At 66.3% G+C, this 17,145-nt stretch carries 10 protein-coding genes; all 10 read right to left on the reverse strand.

Annotated elements, in window-relative coordinates; all coding sequences use genetic code 11:
* Positions 1–85 precede the first annotated feature (85 nt).
* Positions 86–2,548, reverse strand: coding sequence for an EAL domain-containing protein (locus tag NC595_RS15690; RefSeq protein WP_253568006.1), 2,463 nt, complete (start codon positions 2,546–2,548; stop codon positions 86–88).
* Positions 2,545–3,003 (reverse strand): response regulator, encoded by a 459-nt coding sequence (locus NC595_RS15695; protein ID WP_253568008.1) that lies wholly within the window; start codon positions 3,001–3,003, stop codon positions 2,545–2,547. Before NC595_RS15695 ends, NC595_RS15690 begins: the two co-directional genes overlap by 4 nt.
* Positions 3,000–7,394 carry a PAS domain S-box protein gene (locus NC595_RS15700; RefSeq protein ID WP_253568010.1) on the reverse strand — a complete coding sequence of 1,465 codons (4,395 nt, stop codon included), beginning with the start codon at positions 7,392–7,394 and terminating at the stop codon, positions 3,000–3,002. Before NC595_RS15700 ends, NC595_RS15695 begins: the two co-directional genes overlap by 4 nt.
* 394 nt (positions 7,395–7,788) lie before the next feature.
* Positions 7,789–8,304, reverse strand: a complete 516-nt coding sequence (locus tag NC595_RS15705; RefSeq protein ID WP_289623695.1) for a type IV pilin protein — start codon at positions 8,302–8,304, stop codon at positions 7,789–7,791.
* A gap of 10 nt (positions 8,305–8,314) precedes the next feature.
* Positions 8,315–12,304, reverse strand: coding sequence for a pilus assembly protein (locus NC595_RS15710; protein WP_253568012.1), 3,990 nt, complete (start codon positions 12,302–12,304; stop codon positions 8,315–8,317).
* A gap of 56 nt (positions 12,305–12,360) precedes the next feature.
* Positions 12,361–12,885: a pilus assembly PilX family protein gene (locus NC595_RS15715; protein WP_253568014.1), complete on the reverse strand. Its 525-nt coding sequence runs from the start codon at positions 12,883–12,885 to the stop codon at positions 12,361–12,363.
* A 79-nt stretch (positions 12,886–12,964) separates the two neighbouring features.
* Positions 12,965–13,996: a PilW family protein gene (locus NC595_RS15720; protein ID WP_253568016.1), complete on the reverse strand. Its 1,032-nt coding sequence runs from the start codon at positions 13,994–13,996 to the stop codon at positions 12,965–12,967.
* Positions 13,993–14,496 carry a type IV pilus modification protein PilV gene (pilV, locus tag NC595_RS15725; RefSeq protein WP_253568018.1) on the reverse strand — a complete coding sequence of 168 codons (504 nt, stop codon included), beginning with the start codon at positions 14,494–14,496 and terminating at the stop codon, positions 13,993–13,995. Before pilV ends, NC595_RS15720 begins: the two co-directional genes overlap by 4 nt.
* Positions 14,493–15,017: a pilus assembly FimT family protein gene (locus tag NC595_RS15730; RefSeq protein ID WP_253568020.1), complete on the reverse strand. Its 525-nt coding sequence runs from the start codon at positions 15,015–15,017 to the stop codon at positions 14,493–14,495. The genes pilV and NC595_RS15730 overlap by 4 nt, the downstream gene beginning before the upstream one ends.
* A gap of 164 nt (positions 15,018–15,181) precedes the next feature.
* Complete coding sequence (locus NC595_RS15735; RefSeq protein ID WP_253568022.1) at positions 15,182–17,122, reverse strand: GGDEF domain-containing protein; 1,941 nt, start codon at positions 17,120–17,122, stop codon at positions 15,182–15,184.
* Positions 17,123–17,145: the final 23 nt, after the last annotated feature.

Here is a 17,145-nt window from a genome sequence, read left to right on the forward strand (position 1 = left end):
CATCGTCGCCCTCCCGCCGCCTGCCCCCGGCAGAGCGCGCGATGCGGGTCTGCCGCGCATCATGCATCCGTTCGCCCCGCCGCGCTCAGGCCTCATGTGACGCGGTGGCAACGGCCGGCTGACGTTGTAGCCACTCCCCGGCTGCGTCGGCATGCATCGGGCGGCTGATCAGGTACCCCTGCAGCGCGTCGCAGCCCAGGATCTTCAGCAATCGCGCCTGTTCGGCTGTCTCCACGCCCTCGGCGACCACGCCCATCTGCAGCTGGTGCCCCACCGCGATGACCGTACGGGTGATCGCGACGCTGTCGTCGTCGTCGGGGAGATCGCGGATGAAGGACTTGTCGATCTTCAGCCGATCGACCTTGAACTGCCGCAGGTAGGAAAGGCTGGAGTAGCCGGTGCCGAAATCGTCGAACGCCAGCCGCACGCCCAATGCCTCGAGCTTGCGGATGGCCTGCAGCGCACGGTCGATGTTTTCCATCAGCGAGGACTCGGTCACCTCCAGCTCGAGCTGTTCGGGCTGTAGCCCGTGACGCTGAAGGGTCTCGGCCACCAGCTCGGCAAAATTGGGGCGCTGCACCTGCTGCGCTGCCACGTTGACCGCCAGCACCAGCCCACGGCCAATGCCCTGATCGATCCAGTGGCGCAACTGCATGCAGGCGCGGTCGAGCACCCACTGCCCCAGCTCCGGCATCAACCCCATGCCCTCGGCCACGGGAATGAAGCGGTCGGGCATGACCAGGCCGAGTTCCGGGCTGTTCCAGCGCAACAATGCCTCGAAGCCGAGCAGGCGGCCGTCCTGCGCACAGACCTGCGGCTGGTAGTCCAGATAGAGCTCGTCGGCCTGCATCGCCGAGCGCAGCCGCGCACCAAGCATGCGGCGATCTTCCACCCGCAGCATGTCCTCCTGCGCGTAGGCGCAGACCATGTCGCGCCCCAGATGCTTGGCGCGGGTCATCGATGCCTCGGCCCGCAGCAGCAGCTCGGAGAGATCCTCGACCCGCTCCGGATAGCTGGCCACGCCGATGCTCATGGTGACCAGCACCTCGCCGGTGGCGATGGCGATCGGCTGCGCGGCTTCCTGGCTCAGTGCCCCGGCCAGTTCCATCGAGTCGCCGAGCCCCATGCCGGGCAACGCGATCACGAACTCGTCGCCGGTAAAACGGGCCACCCGGCCCCGATCGCCAACCAGCGCACGCAGGCGCCCGGCGATCTCCGCCACGATGCGGTCGCCGACCTCGTGCCCCATGGCCTCGTTGATGGCATGGAAATGGTCTACGTCGGCATAGACGAGCGTCATCGGCCGCTGCGCGTGCAGCCGCGCGTGTGCCTCCAGCATCGCCTCGATCACCGGGTAGCGCGCCAGCCCGGTCGCCGCGTCGTGGGTGGCGGCATAAGCCAGACGGGCTTCGGTGTCGCGCTGCTCGGTGACGTCGCTCTGGATCCCGATGTAGTGCGTGACCTCGCCCCGGGCATCGCGCACCGGCGCGATATAGAGCTGGTTCCAGAACAGCGTGCCGTCCTTGCGGACGTTGCGCAGCAGCGTGCTGAATTCCTGGTGGTTGGCCAACGCGTGGCGGATGCCCGCACGCTCGGCTTCGTTGTCCTCGTTGCCGTGGAGAAAGCGGCAATTGCGCCCCAGCACTTCCTGCCCGGAGTAGCCGGTGATCCTCTCGAATGCCCGGTTGATGAAGATCACCGGCATGTCGGGCTGCCGGGCATCGGCGATCACGACACCGTTGCCGGTGGACTGGATGGCGCGCTCCAGCAGATGGCGGCGCGCGTCGGCATGGACCCGCGCGCTGACGTCCTGCAGGTGCGCAAGTACGGCGCGACGTCCGCGGTAGTCCATCTCGCGGTAGATGCCCTCGACCGGCAGGGAGGAACCATCGCCGTGACGGTGCTCCCACATCGTCGGCTGCCCATCGAGCAGTTCGCCCGCGGACAACTGGCTGGCGAAACGCTCGCGCTCGCCGGGCGCGAGCAGGGTCTCGAAGGCCCGCCCTTCGAGCGAGCCTTGCGCACCGCCGTACTGCTTCTGGGCCGCCGCATTGGCAGCGAGGATGCGTCCCCGACCCGGGTCGAACAGCACCAGCGGCACCGGCCCCTCGTCGAACAGCAGCCGATGACTGGCCTCGCTCTCGCGCAGGACCTCGACGAACCGGGTGTGATCGACCGCGTAGCGGATGCTGCGCGCCAGGCGCTCGGCGTCGATCAGCCCCTTCACCAGGTAATCGCTGGCACCGGCTTCCATCGCGGCCATGTCGACCGCGGGATTGCCGCGCCCGGTGAGCACGATGAAGGCCCGCGTCAGCCCTTCGCGGTTGACCGTCTCGATCAGGTCCAGCCCGCTGGTCGGGCCGAGCAGGTAATCGACCAGGTAGACGTCGTGGTCGCCCTGCCGCAGCGCGCTCAACCCCTCTTCCGGCGTGGCACACCAGTCGAACTGGTAGCCGCCCGCACTGGCGTCGCGGAGCATGTCGCGGATGAGGATGAAATCATCCTCGTCGTCATCCACCACCAGCACGCGGAGCGGCGAATGGCTCATGCATCCTCCCGTCGCGCGCTGGAAGGCAGCTGCACGATATCCATCCAGTACCGCTCCAGCGAACGCAGCACCATGATCAGTTCGTCGAAACGGCGCGGCTTGGTGACGTAGGAATTTGCGCCCAGCTGATAGCTGAGCCGGATGTCCAGCTCCGCGTTCGAGGTGGTCAGGATGATCACCGGCAGATGCCGCAGTCGCTCGCTCTCGCGGATCGCCCGCAGCGCTTCGCGCCCGTCCATCCGCGGCATGTTGAGATCCAGCAGCACCAGATCCGGCAATACCCCGCTCGCCGAGGCGTCGCGCTCGGCCAGGCGCGACATCAGTTCGACGCCGTCGGCGACGAATTCGATCGCCACCTCCACCCCGCTCTCGCCGAATGCATCGGACAACAGTACCCGATCGTCAGCGTCGTCCTCGGCCACCAGTATCGACAACGTCCCCTGCAACTGCGTCATGAACTCGCTCCTGGCAGATCCCTGTTCGACAGTGGCGCATCCGGCAGCTCCCGTGCCGGTCCAGCCGCGTGGGCCGGCATCACGACGACGAAGCGCGCCCCCTGTCCGCTCGCTCCTTCCGCCCATACCGTCCCGCCATGGCGCTCCACGATACGCCGGACGATGGCCAGCCCGATACCGGTACCGGGATAGACATTGCGCGGATGCAGTCGCTGGAATGGGGCAAAAATACGCTCTACGTAAGACGGATCGAAGCCGATTCCGTTGTCCTGCACCGAGATCTCCCAGCGTTCGGTGGTGATTCCCGCCTCCCCCAGCGGCCGGGCCGATATCCTGACCAGGCATGGACGGTCCGGTGCACGGAACTTCAGTGCGTTCGCCAGCAGATTCTGCAACAGCTGGCGCATCTGGGAGGGATCGGCCTGCAGCTTCGGCAGGGGTCCGGTATCGATCCGCGCCCCGGCCTCCTGCACGCGTGCATCGAGGTCGTCCAGCACCGTGGCCAGCTCGGCGGAAAGGTCCACCGGCACCAGCGCTGCCGGACGCGTTCCCACGCGCGAGTAGGCGAGCAGGTCGTCGATCAGCGTCTGCATGCGCGACGCCGCGTCGCCCATGCGCTGCAGATAGTCGCTGGACGACTCGTCCAGTTGACCGGCGAGGCGGGACTGCAGGCGATCGGAAAACGCCTGGATCTTGCGCAGCGGCTCCTGCAGATCGTGGGAAGCGACATAGGCGAAATCCTGCAGTTCGCGATTGCGGATGCGCAGGTCATCCATTGCCTTTTCCAGCGCCTGGTCGGCCTGGCGCTTGGCAGTGACATCGCGAGCGACGGCAAAGATCTGCCCCTCGGGAGAACGACGCGACGTCCACTCCAGCCATACGTCGCTGCCGTCGGCGCGGCGCAGGCGGTTGACGAAATGCGACAGCGGCTCGCCACTCTCGTACTGCCAGGTGACCGCATCTTCGGTGGCCATGCGGTCCTGGGGATGGACCAGCTCGACCAGCGGCATGGCCAGCAACGTGGCCTCGTCGTGGCCGAGCAGCCGGCAAAAGGCAGGATTGACCTGCACGAAGTACCCGCTGCCGCCGTCGAAAATGCAGAACACCTCCAACGAAAGCTCGAAGAAGCGCTGGCGGTCGAGCAGCGAGCGGCGCGCCTCCTTGATGTCGCCGATGTCGCGGAAAGCCAGCACCGCGCCCGCCAGCCGGCCGCCGATGCGCAGGGGCGTGGCGACGTAGGCCACGTCGAGCACGCGCCCGTCCCCCAGCGAGAACGAAGCGTCGTCGCTGCCGGCCAGGTCGCGACCGTCCAGGATCCCTGCCACTGCGCTCCGGGCCTCCGGCGGCAAGGCCTCGGGATGCGGCAATCCGTAGGAGGGCAGATCCAGCAGGCGGGCGGCCGTGCGATTGAGGAAGGTCGGGACGCCGCTGGCGTCGACCGCCAGCAAGCCCTCGCCGACGCTTTCGGCCACCGCCGAGAGCAGGGCCAGCTGGTTCATCGTGGCCTGCTGGGCACTGCGCAGCTCGCGATGGTCCTGAAGCACGGCAAACAGGCCATGGGCCCGCTGCTCGACCATGATCGGCAGGGTCACGAGATAGCCGGGAAAGCGGTCCTGGGCTCCCTGCACTTCCACCTGCAGGCGACCCGCCTCGCCACCTGCGGCACTGGCGAGCGCCGCCTCAATGCGGGAATGCTCGTCCTCGATGAAGAAGCGCGCGAACAGGCGCTGCCGGAGTTCGGCGGGCGTCGCGCCCAGCAGCGCCGATGCGGCGGCATTCGCCTGGGCGATGCGCCCTTCCGCATCGAGCGCAAACACCGCGTCCGGATGGTGATCGAACAGGGAACGGAAGCGCTGCTCGCTCTCGCTGAGCTGCCGGAAGGCCTGCTCGTGCTCGATCGCGATCGAGGCCAGCGCCGCCAGACCGTCGATGGCGGCCAACTCCTCCGTGCCGGGTTCGCGGATCTCGCCGTAGTACACCGCGAAGGTGCCCAGCACGCTGCCGTTGCGGGCCAGGATCGGAGTCGACCAGCAGGCCTGCAGGCCGTGCGGCAGTGCAAGCGCCGCGTAGTTCGCCCATAGCGGGTCAGTAGCGATATCACTGACCACGACCCGCTCGCGCCGCCACGCGGCGGTGCCGCAGGATCCCGCCTCCGGCCCGATCGCCGCACCGTCGATGGCCTTCATGTACTGCCGCGGGAGGTGCGGGGCCGCGCCATGGCGCAGCCGCCCGTCTTCGAGCAGCAGAACCGAGCAAAGCGATTCCGGCTGCTGCGCCTCGCAGGCCCGAACGATGGCTTCCAGCACATCGGGTAGCGACCGGCCGCTCGCGATCGCCGTCAGCACCTGCCGCTGTGCCGCCTCCAGTTGCTCGACCCGGTGCAGCTCGGAGTGGTCGCGCCCGATCGCGTAGATGCACTGCGCACGCTCCGACCAGATACCCGACCACTGCATGTGCAACACGCGGCCGTCGCGCGTGAGGTTGCGGTTGCGGAAGTTCGGGTTCGGGTGCCCCGCGGCGATATCCGCGGCCGCCCCGAACGTGGCCGCGACATCATCGGGATGGACCAGCCGGGCGATCGATTCGCCGACCAGGCTCTCCACCGGATAGCCCCACAACCGCTCGGCCGCCGCGCTCACCCGCAACAGGCGTCCCTCACGGTCGAGGACGATGATCACGTCGGGAGCGCTGTCCATCACCAGCTGGGTCGCTTCCATCGCCTGCGACAGCGCCTCGCGCACGCGCTCCTGCTCGGTGATGTCCTGCACGGCACCGGCGACGATCGGATCGCCCTCCTTGACCACCAGCTCGGCCAGCGCCCGGATCACCCGCACTTCGCCGTCCGGCCGGATCATCCGGTAGCGCCGGTCGACGCGCTCGTCGCCGCGCTCGAGGCGCCGCTGATCGTCCAGCAGGGCCTCCCAGTCCTCCGGATGCACCCGCCGCCGCAATGCCTCGATGCCCTTCTCCCCCGGGCTTTCCTCGACGCCGAAGATGGCGCAGGTCTCCGGCGACCAGTGCAGGTAGCCGCTGCGCAGGTACAGTTCCCAACTGCCCATGCGCCCCAGTTGCAGCGCGTGGCGTGAATCGGCATCGCGTTTCAGCAACTCGCGCTCCCGACGCTTGCGCTCGGAAATATCGTGCATGTAGACGGTCAGGCCGCGCGCATGGGGATAGGCACGCATCTCGTACCAGCAGCCCTCGGCCTCGTTCGTCGCCTCCAGCGTGACCGGCCGCCCGTCGCGCATGGCGTCCTGCCACCGGCGGTGCATGGCTCCGCCCGCGCCTGCATCATCGAGCAGGCCGCCCAGCACCGACCAGCACGACACGTCCTGCAGCGCGCCGGCATCCGCCTGGAGCATGCGCGCCGCCTGGGGGTTGACATAGGTGAAGCGCCACGTCGGGTCGACCATGAAGACGCCATCGCTGATGCTCTCGAGCACGGCGATCATGTCCTTTTCGGCATCCGCGAGCGCGGCCTGCATCGCTTCGCGCGCGTGCACCTGGTCGCGCAACCTGCCACTCATCAGCATCGCCTGGCGTTCGCGGGCCCTGGCCAGGCCGGACAGACTCAATGCCCAGGTCAGCAGCGCCGCCAGCGCAATGCCCAGCAGCAGCACCATCCACGTCGGCCGCTGGTCTGCGATCCGCCCGGAGGCGCCGGACGTCACGCTCCACTGCTGGCCGTAGAGCGACATCGTGACCGCTGGCGCGCTGCCGGGCACCCGCACGGCGCCACGGGCAAAAATGGTCTGCCGGCCCTGCTTGATCAGCAGCGAATCGGCACCTTCCTGCGCGGCCAGCAGACTGGGAAAGAACCGATCGAACGCGACGACGGCCACCACATAGCCAACGCGGCTGCCGGACGACACCACCGGGGCGACCAGCAACTCGCCCGGCTGGCCAGACAACAGTTGAACGGGCGCGCTGAGGTGGACCACGCCATCGGCGTCGACTGCATCGAAGACCGCGCGACGATCGGGTGCCTCGTCGAGTTTCGCGCCCAGGCCCACGCCGGGTGCGGAGCGTGCCAGATTGAGGCGAAGCACCCGGTCTTTATCGGCATATGCCAGCGCGCGCAGGCCGGGCATGTCGGCGAGAAACGCAGCCGCATCGAGGTTGAACAATTCGCCCCTCAGCGGCTCGTCGACCGTGCCAAGACGCTTCGCCAGACGTTGTACGGCGGTTGCCTGGACGTCCATGCCGGCCCGCAGCGCAGTCGTCAGCCCCTGCTGGCGGCTGCGGGCGAGCGCCGCCTCGAGGGATGCCTGTCTGCGGTCGAGCACGCTCCAGAGGATGGTGGTGAGCAGCACCACGAGCATCCCCGTTGCCACCGGCGCGAACCAGTTGCGACGGACTTCGTCAGCCGACGGGGCGGACTCGTCGTTCAAGTTTGACGGCCATGTGGCTGGATTCCGGCGAAAGCCGTCGCGCTCGCGCTCGTCCACGGGGCGGCGCAGGCCGTAAACCGCAGCGGGAACGATCGTCGCGACCTGGCGCAGGATCCCCGGAGAACGGAAACAGAAGGCTCGCCGCGACCGTGCAGCGGCGCACTCGTCGGCCCCGACGCTCGCGCATCAGCCGACCGACAGCGTCCTGATTGCCGCATCGACGAGGCGATGCGAGCGCCCGTCCGACTGCGCGCCATGTCCCCTCCCCACGGCCCGACACCTGCCCCAGATCACCCCTGGATCAAACAAATACCATGGCATGGTTGCGGCTCGCCAGTCTGGGGCGCGCTCCGAACGCCCCGTCCTGCGCTTTCTGGCTCGCCGTGGAGCTGCGCTACCAGCAGGAATCCAGCGCGGCCGTCCCGGAGCGGCCGCGCGTACCGGTCTGGTCCAGCGTCAACGTGCCACAGGCGGCATCCCGGGTGTCCTGCGGCGTTTTCGGCTTCGCCTGCACGGTATAGGCCGTCGCCGATACCGCGGGCAGGCTGTAGTCATAGTTGTTCCCCGTCTGCGCCGTGGTCGCGCAGTCGAGCTTGGGGAACACGATGGCCGTGCTGTTAGATGGATCTTCGTCGTAGCGCAGGTAGGTCGTGTAGTAGCGCTCCATGAAATTGGAGTACTGCGACAGACAGGCCTCGGCCGCCACCCGGTTGGTCTTGGTGACGTGCTTGATGTAGGACGGAATCGCGATGGCGGCAAGGATCGCGATGATGACGATGACACTCATCAACTCGATCAGCGAGAAGCCGGTGTCACCCCGCCCCCCCGCCCTGCGCCGGGGACACGCGCTTCCATCGCCCTGTACTACCGGCTCGCCGACGGGGAACTCCGGCCGATCCGCACGCGTCATCTGGATCTCCCTATTCATTGATCAGCTCCCGCCAGGACACGCGCTGCAGGTTGCCGCCTGCACCGGAGGTGTAGATGCTTCCGACGTCACCGTTGTCGTAGCTGTTGAGCATGTTGTTACCCACGAAGATCGGGTTGTTGGGGATCGACACAAAGCCCACGCCCGCGGCGTTCGCGGTGGTGCCATCGGGTAGCGTGACCTTGTCGCTGCCATTGATCGCGCCGTCGCCATTGAGATCGAAGAAGGCAGGATCCGGGTTGGTGCCGGTGAAAGGCTCGATCGCCATGATCCAGCCGCTACCCGACGGGTTGCACGGATCCGTGGCCGTGGGAATCCGCGTGGTTCCCACCAGCAGGCTGCCCTGGAACTGGTTCGGCGTGACCATCCGCTCGCCCTGTGCGTTGTAGCCCGCAATCGCCCCGTTGGTGTTGGTGTAGGGCTGCTCCAGGTTGAGGTACCAGCCGGACTGCGCCGGGTCGGCGGAAGTCGCATCGGTGGCGCCGATGTTCGCCTCGTTGGTGGTGGCCTGGGTCACCACGCGGGCAGCCAGGGTGGGAGGCACCGGCGGCGTGGCCGTCGCATCGCCGGCGGAAGCAGACGTCTCCAGAATGATGCTCCGCTGCTTGAGCGACGACAGGCCTTTCGACAGGTTCGTCACCAGATCGGGGTACTTCGGCGAATCCACGATCAGCGCGTACCAGGTCTGCACCTGCTTGTCGGCAAGATCCGACGAGGCCAGATAACGGCCCGTACCGAAGAACAGCCACCGGTTGCCGGTAAGCGGATCGCGGCCAACGAGCATACCCGCGGTGATCGGCTGGGCATTGCTGCCATCGCTGGTGGTGAACAGCTTGGTACCAGTGGAATCCGGGGTCGCGGCGATGCTCGTGGTTCCGCTGACGGGATCGGTCACGGTCTTGCTGATCTGGAACGACCATACCCTGCCCTGCAGATCGCCGGCATAGGCGACCGAGCTCACCGCATTGGTCGCGTCGTTGATCCAGACCGCAGGCGCAGCCAGGCCATTCTGGCCGGTCGCATCGGTGGCGTGGACGTTGAGCGCGCCGGTGCCGAGATCGAACTGCAGCAGCGCCGCGGTGCCGCTCGCGCTGTTCATGCCGTTGCCCATCAGCACCGCCCACTGACCATCGGCCACCTGGGCCACCACCGGCTTGCCGATCATCTGACCGATGTATTTGCTGTTGCCGTCGGCGTTGCCATCGTTTGCCGAGCGCTCCCACAGGAACTTGACGTCCGTGGGATCGGTGACATCCAGCGCGTAGATCGTCCGCGCAAGACCACGCCCGGTGGTGCCCACCAGCACGGTGTGCCAGGCCGAGTCGGTCTTGAAGTACGCATCCGCGACGGTCAGCTCGCCATCGTTGAAGTACTGATGCGGGGCGCTGTCGGTGCCGTAGTCGGGGTTCGCCAGGTCACTGATGCCGTAGAACTTGCCCGAGGACGTGCTCGTGGTTCCGGTCGTACCGGTGCTGTCGGTGATCACGCCGGCAGGCAGGTAGGCATAGTCCTCGGCGCCCGTGGTTGCGTCGAAGCCGTGCAGCATGCCGTCGTTGGAAGCCACGTAGATCAAGGCGGTCCGGCTGGCCTTATCCGAGGCGAATTTGGCGTAGGTGCTCGAACCGGTGAAGTTCGTGTTCTGGAACTGGTTGGGGTTGGAGGCTCCCACGTACACCGGCTGCGAATCCACGATGTCGCCGAGCACGAAGTGCTTGGAGTCGGCGATACGGCTGCGGTACTTCCCTCCGGTGGTCGTCTTCTCCAGGGACGCGTCGCCACGCAGGTAGTTGATGATGTTCTGCTGCTCGGTCGCCGAACTGCCCAAGGCGTTCTGCTCGGTGGTGGACAACACACTGGGGTCGCTGAACTTCACGTAGGTCGCGGCGTCGGGGTTGTAGGTGTAGATCGTCCGGTCCGCTGCGGCCGGCATCATCGTCGCCGCGTTCCATTTTGCGTTCGAGGAAATCTGGCCCTTCACCTGGCCCAGGCTCGGATTGTCCGCCGTGTAGATCTCCAGCGCCTTCAGGTCACCCTTCCACGTGGCGGTGTAGTAGTTGGCCTGGTAGGCGAACGTGCCGGTGTTCAACTCCGTGGAGTTGGCGGCCAGGCTGGCGCCGGTGCCCACGCGCTGCGAGGCGCGGTTGAGGGCACTGCGCAGGCCTTCGGCAAAGGCTTCCGGCGAGGTCGCCGAGTAGAAGCCACCGTGTCCGTTGATCGCCGCATGCGCCAGGTCGGCGATGTTGTTCAGGTCATTCGAGGCCGGTTTCGGCCAGGCGAAGTTGCTGATCGCCTGGGTGGAGTCCCCATTCGCCCAGGCCGTGATCTGGTCGATGTCCAGTGCGACGTCGTCGCTGGTCCGGGTCGTGCCTTGGTCGTTCACGGGCGTGAAGCCAAGGCCGATGGTGAAGGACACCATGTGCTGCCAGAACGCCTTGTCTTCGTCGTTGGTGGGAACCTCGTTGCTGATGTCCGTACGCAGGTCGGTTTTCCAGTACTTCATCGCCACGTCGGCCAGCGTGTCGGAGTACGAGTCGCTGAAGGGCGCGGCCGCCTTGTATCCGTACTTGGTCCCATGGGGGTCGGTGTAGACGGTGCCGTCGGTGTTGTCGATGTTGCCGTTGCCGGGGGCCGTACCGTTCCAGAAGCCGTCGGTGGTCAGAATGGTGTAGGACTGGCGGCAGGCGAGCATGGTGTTGGTGTTGTCGCCATAGTCCGGATCGGTCGCCATGGTCTTCCACGGCGTGTCGGTCTTGTAATATTTCCCTACGTTTTCCAGCGCGGCGCGCAGGGGCGTGCTGCCGGTGGGATTGGTGGAGGCGATCCAGGTCCAGAAGTTTTCCTTGGCCGTGCAGTCGGTACCGACGCAGAACGGCTTCACCTGGGCGATACCGGTGCTGTAGGTGCTGTAGCCGGCCTGTGTGGTGAACGCGTAGTAATCGCTGCCCAGCAAGCTCCTCGCGCTGCCGTCGATGTCGCCGTAGCCCACCCGGAAATCGGTATTCAGGCCGGAGAACGCGGTCATCAGGCCACTCTTGGCCATCAGCATGCGGGTGCGGTAGTACGAGAACCAGTTGGCGACGTTCTGCTGCGTTGCCGCGCTGTAGTCGCAATCCGAGCCCGAGGGAGCCACCGAACAGTCGTCCTGCGACTTGCCCACGTAGTGCTGGACGTAACCGCTACCGTCGTTGGTGGTGTAGGCGAACAGATAGGCGGTTTTCGTGCCGGTGGTCTTGCACTGCTGCGTGGTGCTGTCGTAAGTGCCGCCTTGCGGACACGTGGGCGTGTCCGGGGTGTAGTACGTGTAAGCGGTCACGGCGTGCTCGCATTGCCCCCGGCCCGTGTTGTAGCTGTCGCCGCTGTTGCAGATCGGATACCAGTTCCGGCCGTATTTCTTCCACGTGGCGTCGTAATACGTGTACGTCGTACCGCCAGCCGTCGCGCACTTTCCAGCATTCGTGCCGCTGGTCACCAGGGTGTCGCCGGAGTGACAACCCAGGGTCGCGTCGTAGTAGCTCGGCACGGTGGCGGTGAACTGCTCGTAGTAGTCGTAGCTCCCGCTGTACTGCGTGACATCCACCTCGTGATTGGTGGACTGGTCCTTGAAGCCGTCGGCGAACGCATTGCCGATGCCCGGGGAATTGGGGTAGCTCCCGCCATCCGCGGTCGGCGGCGGCGAATAGGTCACGCCGGGGTTGTAGTAGGTGCCGTTATTCCCGGGATAGCGCAGCACCATGTTGCTGGAATGGTCGATATAGCCCCAGTCCGGCATGTAGTCCGAATCCATCGATCCGGAGTCGTCCAGCATCAGCACGATGTTCGGAGGCAGGGCCGCCTGCACGATCAGGGGTGCCTGATCGACCAGCACCGTGGCGGCAGCGGCTTCCGGAGAGTGCACCGCGCCGACGAGCCATACCAGCGCGCTGGTGACCATCACCCGGCTGAAGAAGCTGTGCAGCCTGCTCTTTGGGCGGAAAATATTCATGGCAATTCACTCTATCGGCGCCGCACCGCTGACCGGGCGGACATTCGGTGGAAGGATCAATCCTGCTTGACGATCGCCTGCAGCGTCACGACAGCGCGGGATCCCGTCTGGCTGGGGTCGCCGCTGCGCGCGGTAATGCGGTAGTACTCGGCGGTGCTGGACAGGCCCTGGACGCCGAACTGGGCCGCGTTGGCGGTCTGGTTGAAGCCGGTATCGGAACTCGGGTCGTACCAGCTGCCCATGTCCTCGATGATGTATTGCGGCTGCGCCAGGGACTGTCCGCTTTTCGTGAACTGTCCGGCGCCGGTGCCCGCTTCGACGGTGATGATCTTCACTCCGCTGTCGTCGAACGGATTCGCCGTGCACGCGACGCCACCGGCGCGGCAGTCACGCGCCACGTCACCGGGATTGTTCTGTATCCGTTGCTGGGCGGCACGAAGCGCGGCTTCGGCGCTCTGGAAGGCCACCTGGCGGTCGTACTGATTGGCCGCCATCTTCTGCTGCATGATGGTTCCGCGCATCGCGGCCAGGCCCACCAGCGCGATCACCACGAGCAGCAGCAGGGCCACCACGAGCGCCACGCCGCGTTCATGGCGGCGCGCTGGCCGCTGCCGGCGCAGAACGGCCTTGGGACGGGACATCAGTCGAGCATGCATCATGTCAGTGCACCCGGTTGCGCAGATTGGTGGTGGATGTGAGCGTCCGCTGCAGAGGCTTGGTGTTCGTGCCCGCGCGCTGGTCGGAGCTCAGCAGCGTCAGGGTGACGCGCACCGCATCGACGCCCGGCCAGTTGGTCACGCCACTTGCATCGACGAAGGTCGAGCCGCCCTGGTGGTACTGGATCTGCAGGTTGCTGACGTTGCGGACCATTTCGTAGGCCGTCGGCGTCGGAACCCCCGCCTTGTTTTCCAGGGACACGCGATAGAGCGAACTGACGTTGTCGGCTCCGGTACCCACGAACCAGTCCGCGGGAGTGATCCGGGCGATCAGCGCGTTGCGCTTGAAGGTGTACGCATTGCCGGAGGACGAGCACACGGTCGGGAAGCCGAGTCCCTGCGAGCAGTTCCCCGGGTTGCCCGCCAGGCCATGGGTCAGCGTGGTACCGGACACGCCTGTGAGCTGCACGACCGTGGAGTGGTCCGGGTCGCAGACAACGACCACGTCGCCTTTGGCCAGATTGGTGCTGGTTTCGTTGATGGTGAAGCTACCGGCGGTCTCGGTGTCCACGTTCATGGTCACCCCGGAGTGTTCGACACCGATCAGCTGGATCGAATCGGTGTTGGCCGCATATTTCACCCCCGATGGGAGACCCGTGAGCGCCGGGTCCCCCGTTGTCACGGCACCTTCATAGCCATGCACCGAGTTGTTCCAGTCGGCCCACCACACGGCCGTGCCACCACCACCCGGGGCACTCGTGAGCACGTTTGCGATGCGGGCGGTGTCCGGGGTGCTGTTGCAGCCGGTGAGCCCTGCGTCGCGGATATCCCTTGCCATCAGCTCGAACGCGACGCGGGCACTGTCCTGCACGTCGCCCAGTGCCGCGTTGGTCCGGTAGGTCTGCTGGTTGGCGAGAAACACGCTGACCACGCCACCGATGACGATCAGACCGAGCAGCATGGCGATCATCAGCTCCACCAGCGTGAAACCGTGCTGCAGGCCCCGCTGCCGGCGCATCGTTGAAAACTTGTTCATAGCAGGGCCTTGGTGGACACGGTCTGCAGCTTGTCGCCGCCTTTGCCGGAGCGACTGTCGTCGAACGTGATAGCTACCGTGCAGTCGCCCGCCGTGGTGCACGTGATCGTGCCGCTGGTCGACCCGGAGGCGCCCAGGTCCTGGCCCAGCTGCTTGCACCACAGGCCGATCTGGGTCTGGGCGAACGTGCCGGTGGTTGTCGGGCAGTTGTCGGCTTTGACAACAGTGTTGTTGTAAGACATGACGTTGGCGGAGTCCGCGCGCATCGCATCGAGGATCGAATAACTCGAAATGGTCGCCATGCTGCGGGCCAGGGCGCTGTTGTTGGTCGACAACGACATCGCCTGCAGTGCTGCGATACCGAGAAACCCGATCGACAGGATGAGCACCGCGATCAGCACCTCGATCAGACCGACGCCGGCCTGGCCGCGCCGACCCGCGCGCGCACGGTGACGGCGGCCTGTGGCGGCGGCCAGCTTGGGGCTTTCGTGGCGGCTCACGGACAGTCTCCCGTTTGCTTCTGGGTCTGGATGGAATACCCGGCGGTGATGGTCACCACGCGATGGTTGTCGCTGCTCAGGTCGCTGGTGCAGATATCCGCGATCGTGACCTGCGCCGGCGTGGTGGAGCCCACCACGGTCGCGAGCCCCTCCCCGTTGAATTGCAGTGCGGCCATGCCGCCGTTGAGCTTCAGCGGCGAGGTCACATTGAGCGATGCCGCACGGACCAGCACTGCACTGCTGCCGTTCAGCGCATAGACGGCACCCGCCTGCGTGCCGCACGCCGACCCGAGAGTGCTGGACGAGTTGGACGAGGCGGAGTCGCTGCACAACTGGGTACGCGCATTCAGCTTGATCGCCTCCAGCCGCGCGGTATTGAACGCCGCGATCACATCATTGGAAGCCGTGCTGAGACGGGACGAAAGCGTGATGGTGTGGAAGCTGGGTACGGCGATCGCGAGCAGAATCGCCGCCACGGCCACGGTGATCATGAGCTCGACCATCGTGAAGCCATGCATCATGCATGGCGACTCCCGCCGCCCTCTCCCGCCACGGGAACCCAGGCCGGCAGGCTGCCGGACCGAACCAGAAGAAAAACGCATATATCCCCCACCCTGATGCGTGGGGCGAAGATATCGTGTGCGGGGTGGCCCCTGCCGCCAACTGCCCGACAAACGGCAGCAAATTACCGACGAGCGGGCTGCATCCTGGTCGAAATGTGAACTGCATCGCCCCCGACGATGGTCATCGGGACCTCCCCCGGCCCGGTGACCTCGACCCGGTTCCGCCCGGATGATTTCGCCCGGTAGAGAGCCTCGTCCGCTCGCACGATCAGTTCCGCAAGCTCCCGATCGCCTTCCCGTCGGGTGGTCACCCCCAGGCTGATCGATGTACCCGAGGCTGCCGGCACGACGTCGCCGAGATCGAGCATGCGGACGCATTCGCGCAAGCGCTCGGCCACCTCCCTTGCCGCATGGGCATCGGTATTCGGCAACAACACCACGAACTCCTCCCCTCCCACGCGACCGATCTGGTCACCATGGCGCAGCATGCTCCTGCAGGAATCGACGATCCGCTGAAGCACGACATCCCCCGCCTGGTGGCCGCAGGCATCGTTGACCTGCTTGAAGTGGTCCACGTCCAGCACCACTACAGCCATCGGCTCGTCGCGCCTGATCGCCTCGTCGAGCATCGGCTGCCCCAGATCCTCGATGCGGCGGCGATTGGCGATTCCGGTCAGCGGGTCGGTCATCGCCATCCGGTGCAGGCTGCGCGCGGCGCGAACCTGCCGCCGCCCCTGCCAGAGCAGCAGCGCGATCAGCAGACCGCCCAGGACGAGCGCCGCCCACTGCCAGCGCCGGACCTTCTCGAGCGAAGCCAGTTGCGCCTCCTTGAGCTGGCGGTCGGCTGCCAGCCTCCGGTTTTCCTGCTCGCGTCGCGCCGTATCGAACTGGTAGCTCATCAGCGTCGTCGTGTAGGACCTCGCCTTGCGATCGAGCGCCTGGTGGACCTTGATCATTTGCTTGAGATCGGCGAGCGCCTGGGCGGTTTTCCCCAGGGCCTCGTAGCTGCGCGAGCGCTGCTGCAGAAGGTCGGCGTAGTAGCGAAGGTTCCCGCTCTTGCGCAGGAACGCCTCCGACCGGTCGAAATCGGCGATGGCCTGCACGTGCTGACCCAGGCCGGCATGCGCCTCGCCCTCCTGCAGCGCGATCATGTCGCCATTGGAGCGATCGCCGGTAACCTTCAGGCCGGCCTCCGCCTTGCTCAACTCGACCAGCGCCTCGGCATGGTTTCCGGCCAGGTTGTCGACCTGGGCCAGTCCGAGATGCGCCGACGCCTGCGCCGCGGTGTTGCCCACCAATACCCCGATCTGCAGGGCTTGGTCGAAATGCCCGCGCGCGGCAGGCAGTGCCCCAGGGCCGGACTCCACGCCGAGAAAGCCCAGTTCCATGTGGGCAGCCATCTGCTGGAGAAGGTCCTTGCGCTGGACGCCGAACTTCATCAGGCGCTCCAGGTAGTCCCTTGCCTCCTTGCGTTCACCCAGCCGCCGGTAGGCGACCGCGATATTGAACAGGTTCTGCTCGCTCTCCAGCGGCTCGCCGGCACTGTCATAGAACTTCTGCGCATCGAGGAAATCCACCAGCGCCAGTGCATGCTCACCGAGCAGGGACTGTACCGAGCCGCGCCAGGTCAAGCCATCGGCGACCAGTCGATTGTTTTCCTCGGCGCGGGCAATCTCGATGCCGGCGTTGTAGTCCGACAGCGCATCCCGCGGCGTGGTCAGTGACTCCTGATTGGCCCCGCGGCAAAAATGAAAATTGACCTCGGCGTCCGCGTATCCGACACGGCGGGCATCCTCCAGGCCCTGCTCGGCGTAGGCCTTGCCGCCCGAAGGGTCGTCGGCGATACCCATGATGCAGTACATGTAGCGATAGCGCAGCTCGCGCCGTACGTCACCGGGTGGGACCTCGCTCTTGAGCTTTTCCAGGTCACGCAGGGCGTCGGCATGCGTGGTGATCACTACTTCGCCGCGCTCGAGCTGGTCGGCGTAGCGGTCGAAGACCCTTGCTTTCCCGCCCGGATCGATGTCCTGCGCCGTCGCGGCGGCACAGACCAACAGCGACATCACGAGGATGCCCCTGAACCTTT

The sequence above is a fragment of the Dyella lutea genome (assembly GCF_024158035.1).
Taxonomy (GTDB): domain Bacteria; phylum Pseudomonadota; class Gammaproteobacteria; order Xanthomonadales; family Rhodanobacteraceae; genus Dyella_A; species Dyella_A lutea.